10 protein-coding genes, 1 tRNA gene and 1 pseudogene are annotated in these 11,310 nt (G+C 66.1%); 7 read left to right on the top strand and 5 right to left on the bottom strand.

What is annotated here, in order from left to right:
- Positions 1-3 precede the first annotated feature (3 nt).
- Positions 4-531, bottom strand: a pseudogene (locus tag VFW69_RS16220) (peroxiredoxin); the annotation flags it as partial.
- Between the two features lie 274 nt (positions 532-805).
- On the opposite strand from VFW69_RS16220, the gene VFW69_RS16225 reads away from it, so the two are divergent.
- Entirely contained in the window at positions 806-1,135 is a 330-nt protein-coding gene (locus VFW69_RS16225; protein ID WP_526502522.1) for a DUF732 domain-containing protein, read from the top strand.
- 107 nt (positions 1,136-1,242) lie between these two features.
- On the opposite strand, the gene VFW69_RS16230 is transcribed toward VFW69_RS16225, so the two are convergent.
- The 4 genes from VFW69_RS16230 to VFW69_RS16245 all read right to left on the bottom strand — a co-directional run bounded on the left by VFW69_RS16230 (position 1,243) and on the right by VFW69_RS16245 (position 2,928).
- Positions 1,243-1,317 (bottom strand) — tRNA-Val (locus VFW69_RS16230).
- Between the two features lie 56 nt (positions 1,318-1,373).
- Positions 1,374-1,835 (bottom strand): peroxiredoxin, encoded by a 462-nt coding sequence (locus tag VFW69_RS16235; protein WP_526502523.1) that lies wholly within the window; start codon positions 1,833-1,835, stop codon positions 1,374-1,376.
- A complete protein-coding gene (locus tag VFW69_RS16240) occupies positions 1,835-2,257 on the bottom strand; it encodes a DUF3052 family protein (RefSeq protein ID WP_526502524.1) in 423 nt (140 codons plus the stop codon). Before VFW69_RS16240 ends, VFW69_RS16235 begins: the two co-directional genes overlap by 1 nt.
- Positions 2,258-2,340: 83 nt before the next feature.
- Positions 2,341-2,928, bottom strand: a complete 588-nt coding sequence (locus VFW69_RS16245; RefSeq protein ID WP_526502525.1) for an Rv2240c family protein — start codon at positions 2,926-2,928, stop codon at positions 2,341-2,343.
- 182 nt (positions 2,929-3,110) lie between these two features.
- Between VFW69_RS16245 and aceE the strand changes: the two genes are divergently transcribed.
- The 6 genes from aceE to kasB form a co-directional block, all read left to right on the top strand.
- The gene (gene aceE / locus VFW69_RS16250) at positions 3,111-5,900 is read left to right on the top strand and encodes a pyruvate dehydrogenase (acetyl-transferring), homodimeric type (RefSeq protein ID WP_526502526.1); all 2,790 of its coding nucleotides are present in this window, start codon (positions 3,111-3,113) and stop codon (positions 5,898-5,900) included.
- A gap of 197 nt (positions 5,901-6,097) precedes the next feature.
- Positions 6,098-7,420, top strand: coding sequence for a PucR family transcriptional regulator (locus VFW69_RS16255; RefSeq protein ID WP_526502527.1), 1,323 nt, complete (start codon positions 6,098-6,100; stop codon positions 7,418-7,420).
- A gap of 143 nt (positions 7,421-7,563) precedes the next feature.
- A complete protein-coding gene (locus VFW69_RS16260) occupies positions 7,564-8,472 on the top strand; it encodes an ACP S-malonyltransferase (protein ID WP_526502528.1) in 909 nt (302 codons plus the stop codon).
- A gap of 87 nt (positions 8,473-8,559) precedes the next feature.
- On the top strand, positions 8,560-8,907 hold the full coding sequence (acpM, locus tag VFW69_RS16265; protein WP_526502529.1) for a meromycolate extension acyl carrier protein AcpM: 348 nt from the start codon (positions 8,560-8,562) through the stop codon (positions 8,905-8,907).
- Complete coding sequence (gene kasA, locus VFW69_RS16270) at positions 8,904-10,154, top strand: 3-oxoacyl-ACP synthase KasA (protein ID WP_526502530.1); 1,251 nt, start codon at positions 8,904-8,906, stop codon at positions 10,152-10,154. Before acpM ends, kasA begins: the two co-directional genes overlap by 4 nt.
- Before the next feature lie 36 nt (positions 10,155-10,190).
- A partial coding sequence (kasB, locus tag VFW69_RS16275) for a 3-oxoacyl-ACP synthase KasB (RefSeq protein WP_526502531.1) occupies positions 10,191-11,310 on the top strand: 1,120 nt, incomplete at its 3' end.

Here is an 11,310-nt window from a genome sequence, read left to right on the forward strand (position 1 = left end):
GTGGCGGTTCTGCAAGAACCATAAGGTCTGGTCGGCGTGCACCGATGCGCGCAGCTCGCTGGAGACCACCTTGAGTACGGTGCGATCGGTATCGATGACGAAAGTGGTTCGTCTGACCGGCAGCAGCCGGGCCAGCAGGCCACGGCGCCGAGTGTGCCGGCCACGCCGGGCCTCGCCACGCGCGACGACGGATCTACGCAGCCTGGCGAGCCTGCCTCGGCGCACTCCGAACAGCTCGGACACCACGCCGTCCGCGTCGGAGAGCAGCGGATAATCGAACGAGCGCTGTTGGGCGAAGTGGGCCTGCTTGTCGACGGTGTCGGTGCTGATGCCCACCCGGTGGGCGCCCACCGTGACGAATTCATTGCTCAGGTCCCGGAAATGACAAGCCTGGGCTGTACAGATCGGTGAGGACGCTAATGGGAAGAAGAAGAGCACAACCGGCCCTTCGGCAAGGAGCGCGGACAGCGCCCGGGGCCGACCGGTGTGATCAAACAGAGTGAAGTCAGGCGCCTTCTCGCCCGCGATCATCGGCAAAGAGTAACGCCGGGAAGCTCTGCGCAATGCACACTCGGATAATTCGGTCAAGACCGACCAGCTCACGGACGGCGCCATTCACTGTCCTGCGCGCGCAACGGGGGGTTCGCCCGCCAAACCCGTTGGCTCGTCTGCGACGCTGAACTGGGTAAATAGTGGTGGACGCGGACGGTATCGAACCGACCAGCTGTCAACCGGAGGTTGCCGATTGTTACAAATTGTTTCGTCAGACGCGAATCGCCCGCGCTTCTGGGACGATTTCGAATTTATGAAGCTCGTTCTGACGATTTCCAGTGTTGCGGCCGTGATTGGCTTGGCCGTGCCCGCGCACGCCGATGACACCGACGACGCGTTCCTCGCGTCGCTGAATTCGGCCGGCTTCACCTATAACGATCCGGCGCAGGTTATCCAGGCCGCCCACTACGTGTGCTCGGCGGCCGGCGGCGGCACGGCGATGGCGGATATCGCGAAGGCGATGACATCCAAGGCGGCCGCACTGACCGAGGAGAAAGCAGAGAAATTCACCGCGATCGCGGCCAGCGCCTACTGTCCGGACGCGATCTCGTCGACCACCACGACGACGGCCGCCAGCTCGTAAGCGGCCGATTCGCCGCACGAGATGGGGGCCGGCGCCAGCGGCCTGACAGAGGTTCGAGATAGGTCGGATCCGAAAACGCGAAACCGATATCTACCTTGTGTTTTCGTTGGTGGGCGCGGACGGTATCGAACCGCCGACCGCTGGTGTGTAAAACCAGAGCTCTACCACTGAGCTACGCGCCCGTGCCCCGGGCAGGCTACCCCTCCGAAGGCCTAGTTCCCAAAACTTCGAGCCCCGCTCAGGCCCGGAGTGCCGCCAGGGCATCGGTCCAGATCCGCTGGTCGCGGGACTCGCCGGGCTGTTTCATCTCGGCGAAGCGAATGATCCCGGACCGATCGACGACGAACGTCCCGCGGTTCGAGTAGCCGGCGTCCTCGTCGAACACGCCGTAGCTCTGGCTGACCGCGCCATGAGGCCAGAAGTCCGACAACACCGGGAAGGTGAAGCCGCTGTCCAGCGACCACACCCGGTGCGTGGGCGGGGGTCCCACCGAGATCGCCAGCACCGCGCTGCCGTCATTTTCGAAATCGGGCAGGTGGTCACGCAACTGATCCAGCTCGCCCTGGCAGATCCCGGTGAAAGCCAACGGGAAGAACACCAGCAGAACGTTCTTGGCGTCCCGATAGGAGCTCAGCATGACGCGCTGTTGATTCTGGTCGCGCAAAGTGAAATCCGGGGCGGATGTGCCTACGGAAAGCATCAACGCTTCCCGGCACGGGATTTGGGCTGCACCAACCGGCTGGCGCTCCAGTCCCCCAGGCTGACCGACGAGGTCGGCATCAAACCTGCGGTGGGGGCGGCCTCCGCGATTTCGGCCGGCAATACATGGCCGGGCTTGCCGGTTTTGGGCGTCAGCACCCAGATCACGCCGTCTTCGGCCAGCGGGCCGATCGCGTCCATCAGGGTGTCCACCAGGTCGCCATCACCGTCTCGCCACCACAGCAGCACGACGTCGACTACCTCGTCGGTGTCTTCGTCGAGCAACTCACTGCCGCAGGCTTCCTCGACCGCGGCGCGGATCTCGTCATCGGTGTCTTCGTCCCAGCCCCACTCCTGGACAACTTGGTCCCGTTGGATGCCCAATTTGCGAGCGTAGCTCGGGGCGTCATCCGCCGCGACCACCGTGGAGCCTCCTTAACGTCCGCACGCTATGCGATTGGGGATTATCGTCGCACAGCCAGAACCTGGTCCATACTTCCGCATCACTACGTTGCCAGGCACAGTTTCACCGCGTTCTTTTTGGTGTCGTTGAGTTGATCGACCCGTTTGTTGAATTCGCCGGTGCCGGCGTGGGTGCCGATGGCGTTGGCCACCGCGCGGGCGGCGTCGATGTAGGCGTTGAAGGCGTCCTTGATCTGCTGTGACATCGCATCGCTGAAGCTGTTGCCGACCGTGGTGGCGCTGTCGTTGAGGGCGTCGATGGCCGGGCCTTCGGTCGGGCCGGTGCCGCGGCCGGCGTTGAACGCCTTCACGAAGTCGTTGGTCTTGTCGATCGCGTTCTTGCTGGTGGTGATCAGCGTGGCGCAGGCTGTGCGCACCGCCTTGGTGGTCAGGGATTGTTGCCGCTGGGACTCCCGGACGCTAGAGGTCACCGACGACGCCGACACCGACGCGGATACCGACTGCCGGTAGGCCGGTGCCACCTTGGTGTCAGGCGTTGCCGTGCCGTTGGTGACGGAGGTGCACCCGACGATGCCCATCAGCGCCACGGCGATACAACCCAGCGCCAAGGCCCCGCGCCGGGGCAAAGCCTTCACCTGCGTCTGAGGGACGGCACGCCACCGGATGAGCACAAGCCTGACGTTACCGGGTGGGTTGCGCACCTGCCCCATACACGCCGAGTTGGCGTTCGCCAGGCGAGCTCCGTCGGCTAGCCGAGTCGGCTATCCGCGCGAAACACCGGTGCGGCACGATGGTGGGAAGGGTGCGACCCACCCGTTACGGCACACATTCCGCCAACAACAGGAGTAGTGCGTTGACAACTGAGTTCGTGCGCCACGATCTGGCCACAAACCCCCACAGCGCAACCGAACCCGACCGCGTTCGGGTGATCCGCGAAGGGGTGGCCTCCTACCTACCCGACATCGATCCAGAAGAGACGTCGGAGTGGCTGGAGTCTTTCGATGAACTGCTGGAGCGCTCCGGTCCGTCGCGGGCGCGTTATCTGATGCTGCGATTGCTGGAACGGGCCGGCGAGCAGCGCGTCGCCCTCCCGTCGCTGACGTCAACCGATTACGTCAACAGCATTCCGACCGAACTCGAGCCGTGGTTCCCCGGCGACGAGGATGTAGAACGGCGCTATCGCGCGTGGATCCGGTGGAACGCGGCCATCATGGTGCACCGTGCCCAGCGCCCGGGAGTCGGTGTGGGCGGCCACATTTCGACCTACGCCTCGTCGGCGGCGTTGTACGAGGTCGGGTTCAACCACTTCTTCCGCGGCAAATCGCACGCCGGCGGCGGGGACCAGGTATTCATCCAGGGCCACGCGTCCCCGGGTATATATGCCCGCGCCTTCTTGGAAGGCCGCTTGACCGCCGACCGGATGGACGGCTTCCGGCAGGAGCACAGCCACGCCGCCGGCGGACTGCCCTCCTACCCGCACCCGCGGCTGATGCCCGACTTCTGGGAATTCCCCACGGTCTCGATGGGCCTGGGTCCGCTGAACGCCATCTACCAGGCGCGGTTCAACCACTACCTGCACGACCGCGGCATCAAGGACACCTCCGACCAGCACGTGTGGTGCTTCCTGGGCGACGGCGAGATGGACGAGCCGGAGAGCCGCGGACTGCTGCACGTCGGCGCACTCGAGGGATTGGACAACCTGACCTTCGTCATCAACTGCAACCTGCAGCGCCTCGACGGCCCGGTGCGCGGCAACGGCAAGATCATTCAAGAACTCGAGTCGTTCTTCCGCGGTGCCGGCTGGAACGTCATCAAAGTGGTGTGGGGCCGCGAGTGGGACGCCCTGCTGCATGCCGACCGCGACGGCGCGCTGGTGAACCTGATGAACAGCACCCCCGACGGGGATTACCAGACCTATAAGGCCAACGACGGCGCCTACGTGCGCGACCACTTCTTCGGCCGCGACCCGCGCACCAAGGCGCTCGTGGAGAACATGAGCGATTCCGAGATCTGGAACCTCAAGCGCGGCGGCCACGACTACCGCAAGGTCTACGCCGCCTACCGGGCCGCCGTCGACCACAAGGGCCAGCCGACGGTGATCCTGGCCAAGACCATCAAGGGCTACTCGCTGGGTGCGCATTTCCAGGGTCGCAACGCCACGCATCAAATGAAAAAGCTTGCGCTGCAAGACCTCAAGGACTTCCGCGACGCCATGCGGATACCGATCAGCGACGCCCAGCTCGAGGAGGATCCCTACCTGCCACCCTATTTCCACCCCGGCTCCGACGCCCCGGAAATCCGCTACATGATTGACCGCCGGCGCACCCTCGGCGGCTTCCTGCCCGAACGCCGGACCAAGACCAGGGCGTTGCGGCTGCCCAGCCGGGACATCTACGCCGCGCTGAAGAAAGGGTCGGGAACCCAGGAAGTCGCCACCACCATGGCGACGGTGCGCACCTTCAAGGAAGTGTTGCGGGACTCCGAAGTTGGCCCGCGGATAGTGCCGATCATTCCGGACGAGGCCCGCACGTTCGGCATGGACTCGTGGTTCCCGTCGCTGAAGATCTACAACCGCAACGGCCAGCTGTACACGGCCGTGGACGCCGAGCTGATGCTGGCCTACAAGGAAAGCGAAGGCGGCCACATCCTGCACGAGGGCATCAACGAAGCCGGGTCGGTGGGCTCGTTCATCGCGGCCGGCACCTCGTATGCGACGCACGACGAGCCGATGATCCCGATCTACATCTTCTATTCGATGTTCGGCTTCCAGCGCACCGGGGACGGCCTGTGGGCGGCCGCCGACCAGATGACGCGCGGCTTCTTGCTGGGAGCCACCGCGGGGCGCACCACGCTGACCGGCGAGGGCCTGCAGCACGCCGACGGCCACTCGCTGCTGCTGGCGAGCACCAACCCGGCGGCGGTCGCCTATGACCCGGCGTTCGCCTACGAGATCGCCTACATCGTGGAGAGCGGGCTGGCCCGGATGTTCGGGGAGAACCCCGAGAACGTGTTCTTCTACATCACCGTTTACAACGAGCCATACGTGCAGCCGCCCGAGCCGGAGAATTTCGACCCCGAGGGCGTGCTGCGCGGTCTCTACCGCTACCGCGCCGCCACCGAAGAGCGGACCAATAAGGCGCAGATCCTGGCGTCCGGGGTGGCAATGCCGTCGGCGCTGAACGCCGCGGAGATGCTGGCCGCGGAGTGGGACGTCGCCGCTGACGTGTGGTCGGTGACCAGCTGGGGCGAGTTGAACCGCGACGGTGTGGCCGTCGACAGGGCGAGACTGCGCCATCCGGACCGGCCGGCCGGCGTCCCGTACGTCACCCAGGCTCTCTCGAACGCGAGCGGGCCGGTGGTCGCGGTCTCGGACTGGATGCGTGCCGTTCCCGAGCAGATCCGGCCCTGGGTGCCGGGCACCTACGTCACTCTGGGCACCGACGGGTTCGGCTTCTCCGACACCCGGCCGGCGGCGCGGCGGTACTTCAACACCGACGCCGAATCACAGGTGGTCGCGGTGCTGGAGGCGTTGGCGCGCGACGGTGAGATCGACCCGTCCGTGCCGATCGCCGCGGCACGCCAGTACAAGATCGACGACGTGCAGGCCGCCCCGGAGCAGACGTCTGACCCCGGCGTGGCCTGAGGCTCTCCGCTCGGCCTAATCCTGCGCGGTCGACCTGCACCGCTCGCCGAGCGAGAACTTAGCGTCACGCTCGGCGGCGAACGTGACGCTAGCTTCACGCTCGCGGCGCTGCGCGTGACGGCCTTGCGGCTGGTCCTTAAGAGCGCCGCACGCCGCCTTTGGGGGAAACTTCCAGAAAAGGCGCGTAGGTTTTAGGGGTGAATGACAATCCCTTCGCCGGTCCGTTCGCCAAGCAGCCGCGATCGCCACTGGAGATGCTGGACACGGTGCCGGAGTCCGTCCTACGCCGGTTGAAGCAGTACTCCGGCCGGCTGGCCACCGAGGCGGTCTCGGTCATGCATGATCGGTTGCCGTTCTTCGGCGACCTGGAGGCGTCGCAGCGGGCCAGCATGGCGCTGGTGGTGCAGACGGCCATCAACAACTTCGCCGAGTGGATGCAAGACCCGCACAGCAACGTCAGCCACACCGCGCAGGCCTTCGAGCTGGTGCCCCAGGACCTCGCCCGCCGCATCGCGTTGCGCCACAGCGTCGACATGGCGCGCGTGACCATGGACTTCTTCGAGGAAGTGGTCCCGCTGCTGGCTCGCTCCGACGACCAGCTGACCGCGCTGACCGTGGGAATCCTCAAGTACAGCCGCGACCTGGCGTTCACCGCCGCCACCGCCTACGCGAACGCCGCCGAGGCACGCGGGACCTGGGACAGCCGGATGGAAGCCAGCGTCGTCGACGCGGTGGTCCGCGGCGACACCGGCCCCGAACTGCTGTCCCGCGCCGCGGCGCTGAACTGGGACACCACCGCCCCGGCGACGGTCGTGGTCGGCACCCCGGCCCCCGGCCGCGACGGATCGACCGGCCCCGACGACAGCGAGCGCGCGAGTCAGCACGTCCGCGATATCGCCGCGCAGCACGGGCGCGCGGCCCTCACCGACGTGCACGGCACCTGGCTGGTCGCGATCGTCTCCGGCCAACTGTCGCCAACTGACAAATTCCTCGGCGATCTGCTGGTGGCGTTCGCCGACGGTCCCGTGGTCGTCGGGCCCACCGCGGCCATGCTGACGGCGGCCTACCACAGCGCCAGCGAGGCGATATCCGGCATGAACGCCGTGGGTGGGTGGCGTGGAGCGCCGCGTCCGGTGCCGGCCCGTGAGCTGCTGCCCGAACGGGCCCTGATGGGCGATGCGTCGGCGATCGTGGCGCTGCATACCGACGTGATGGGCCCGCTGGCCGACGCGGGTCCCACGCTGATCGAGACCCTTGATGCGTACTTAGATTGTGGCGGCGCAATTGAGGCATGCGCCAGAAAGTTGTTCGTTCATCCAAACACCGTGCGCTATCGACTCAAGCGGATCACCGACTTCACGGGCCGCGATCCCATGCAGCCGCGCGATGCATATGTGCTGCGAGTGGCGGCGACGGTCGGCCAGCTCAACTACCCAACCAATCCGTCAAGCGCCGCCAACAACGCCATGCCCGCGGTTCCGCTGCCGGTCAGAGGGGTTGCAGCGAGGCAATCCGGGTGACAGTGACCCAGGCAACACATCGCGGCACGATATCAAACCCGTAGCTTACGGAGCCGTTTTGTAGGGTGTTCACAAAAACCTAAGACGAGGTTCATAATCTGATACACCCGCCAAAACCGTTTCCACAGTGTTCTCTTAAACACGTGATTGCATTGCTTGCGCCCGGACAGGGTTCGCAGACCGAGGGGATGCTCTCGCCATGGCTGGAGCTCGCCGGCGCCGCTGACCAGTTGGCGCTGTGGTCCAAGGCCAGTGGCCTCGACCTCGTGCGCCTGGGCACCACCGCATCGACCGAAGAGATCACCGACACCGCGGTCACCCAGCCGCTGGTTGTCGCCGCCACGCTGCTGGCCCACCAGGAGCTGACCAAGCGCGGCCTGCTGTCCAACACGGAACTGGTCGTCGCCGGCCACTCCGTCGGAGAGATCGCCGCCTATGCGATCGCCGGCGTGATCGCCGCCGACGACGCCGTCGCACTGGCCGCCACTCGTGGCGCCGAGATGGCCAAGGCTTGCGCCGTCGAGCCGACCGGCATGTCGGCGGTGCTCGGTGGGGACGAGGGCGAAGTTCTGACCCGACTCGAACAGCTTGACCTGTTCCCCGCCAACCGCAACGCCGCCGGGCAGATCGTCGCCGCCGGCTCGCTGACCGCGCTGGAGAAGCTGGCGGAAGACCCGCCGGAGAAGGCTCGGGTGCGCGCCCTTGGTGTGGCCGGAGCGTTCCACACCAAGTACATGGCGTCGGCGCTTGACGGCTATGCCGCCGCGGCGGCCGCCGTTCAGACGTCCGAGCCCACCGCCAAGCTGTTGTCGAACCGCGACGGCAAGCCGGTCGCGTCGGCGGCCGCGGCGATGGAGGCGCTGGTCGCTCAGCTGACCCAGCCGGTGCGCTGGGACCTGTGCACCGCGACGCTGCGTGACCTGGAAGTCACTGCGGCCGTGGAGTTCCCGCCCGCGGGGACACTCACCGGTATCGCTAAACGAGAACTTCGGGGGATCACGGCTCGTGCCGTCAAGTCGCCCGCAGACCTGGACGCTTTGGCCGAGTTCTAAAGCCAGCTCGACCAGTTGCACAACCAGTACAACCGCATAGCACGTCAATTCGACTAACACACAACACATTACGAAGGGAAGCACGCTGTGGCCGTCAGCCAGCAAGAAATCATCGCCGGTATCGCCGAGATCATCGAAGAGGTAACCGGTATCGAGCCCTCCGAGGTCACCCCGGAGAAGTCGTTCGTCGACGACCTGGACATCGACTCGCTGTCGATGGTCGAGATCGCCGTTCAGACCGAGGACAAGTATGGCGTCAAGATCCCGGACGAGGACCTCGCTGGTCTGCGTACCGTCGGTGACGTCGTCTCCTACATCCAGAAGCTCGAGGAAGAAGACCCCGAAGCCGCCGCCGCGCTGCGCGCCAAGCTCGAGTCGGAGAACCCCGATGCCGTGGCCAGCGTCAAGGCAAGGCTGGAAGCAGACAGCAAGTGAGCAAGCCTTCCACTGCTAATGGCGGTTACCCCAACGTTGTGGTAACCGCTGTCGCGGCAACGACATCGATCGCGCCGGACGTCGAGGGCACGTGGAAGGGTTTGCTGTCCGGCGAAAGCGGCATCCACACCCTCGAAGACGAGTTCGTCACCAAGTGGGATCTGCCCGTCAAGATCGGTGGCCACCTCAAGGAGCCCATCGACGAGCACATGAGCAGGCTCGACCTGCGACGTATGTCGTATGTCCAGCGGCTGGCCAAATATCTGAGCGGTCAGCTGTGGGAGACCGCCGGCAGCCCGGAGGTCGACCCCGACCGGTTCTCGGTCGTGGTCGGCACCGGGCTGGGTGGCGCCGAGAGGATCGTGGAGACCTACGACCTGATGAACGAGGGCGGCCCCCGCAAGGTGTCGCCGCTCGCCGTTCAGATGATCATGCCCAACGGCGCCGCGGCGGTGGTGGGCCTGCAACTCGGCGCCCGCGCGGGGGTCATGACCCCGGTCTCGGCCTGCTCGTCGGGCTCGGAGGCGATCGCCCACGCGTGGCGTCAGATCGTCATGGGTGACGCCGACTTCGCCGTCTGCGGCGGTGTCGAGGGTCCCATCGAAGCACTGCCCATCGCGGCGTTCTCGATGATGCGGGCCATGTCGACGCGCAACGATGAGCCCGAGCGCGCATCACGGCCGTTCGACAAGGACCGTGACGGCTTCGTGTTCGGTGAAGCCGGTGCGCTGATGATCATCGAGACTGAAGAGCACGCCAAGGCCCGGGGCGCCAAGCCACTGGCCCGGCTGATGGGTGCCGGCATCACCTCGGACGCGTTCCACATGGTGGCGCCGGCGGCGGACGGCGTGCGCGCCGGTCGCGCTATGACCCGTTCGCTGGAGCTGGCGGGGTTGTCCCCCAAGGACGTCGACCACGTCAACGCCCACGGGACCGCAACTCCGATCGGCGACACCGCCGAGGCCAACGCCATTCGCGTCGCGGGTTGCCAGGAGGCGTCGGTGTACGCACCGAAGTCGGCTCTGGGGCACTCCATCGGTGCGGTCGGGGCGCTGGAATCTGTTCTCACGGTATTGAGCCTTCGGGACGGCGTGATACCGCCAACACTCAACTTCGAAACCCCCGATCCCGAGATCGATTTGGACGTTGTCGCGGGCGAACCCCGCTACGGCGAACTCCGTTATGCGATCAACAACTCGTTCGGGTTCGGTGGCCACAACGTGGCACTCGCCTTCGGGCGCTACTAAGCGCTGCCAAGCACGGAAGGAACGTTCGTAAGACCCATGACAGAGCTGGTTACCGGGAAAGCACTCCCGAATGTGGTCGTCACTGGCGTTGCCATGACGACCGCCCTGGCAACCGACGCCGAGGACACGTGGAAGTTGTTGCTCGACGGCCAAAGTGGTATCCGCACCCTCGACGATCCGTTCGTCACGGAATACGACCTGCCGGTCCGCATCGGCGGCCATCTGTTGGAGGATTTCGACAGCCAACTCACCCGCATCGAGCTGCGCCGGTCGGGATACCTGCAGCGGATGTCCACCGTCCTGGGCCGGCGGGTCTGGGAGAACGCCGGCTCGCCGGAGGTCGACACCGGCCGATTGATGGTGTCCATCGGCACCGGCCTGGGCTCGGCCGAAGAGCTCGTCTTCGGATACCAAGAGATGCACACGCGCGGGTACCGAGCGATGTCCCCGCTGACCGTGCAGAAGTACATGCCCAACGGCGCGGCCGCGGCCGTGGGCCTGGAACGGCACGCCAAGGCCGGGGTGATGACGCCGATATCGGCCTGTGCATCCGGGTCGGAGGGCGTTGCCCGTGCCTGGCAGCAGATCGTGCTCGGCGAGGCCGACATCGCGATCTGCGGCGGTGTGGAAACGAAGATCGAGGCGGTGCCCATCGCCGGGTTCGCCAACATGCGCATCGTGTTGTCCACCAACAACGACAACCCCGCCGGTGCGTGTCGCCCCTTCGACAAGGACCGCGACGGCTTCGTGTTCGGCGAGGGCGGCGCTCTGATGGTGATCGAGACCGAGGAGCACGCAAAGGCGCGTGGCGCGAACATCCTGGCCCGGATCATGGGGGCCAGCATCACCTCGGACGGCTTCCACATGGTGGCGCCGGACCCCAACGGTGAACGCGCCGGGCACGCGATGTCCCGGGCGATTCAGCTCGCGGACCTCAGCCCGAGCGACATCGGCCATGTCAACGCCCACGCCACCGGCACCCAGGTCGGTGACCTCGCCGAGGGCAAGGCGATCAACAATGCCCTGGGTGGCAACAAGCCCGCGGTGTACGCGCCCAAGTCCGCACTCGGCCACTCGGTGGGTGCGGTCGGTGCGGTGGAATCCATCCTGACCGTGCTTGCGCTGCGCGACCAGGTGGTTCCGCCGACGCTGAACC

The sequence above is a fragment of the Mycobacterium sp. genome, from assembly GCF_036273375.1.
Lineage (GTDB): Bacteria > Actinomycetota > Actinomycetes > Mycobacteriales > Mycobacteriaceae > Mycobacterium.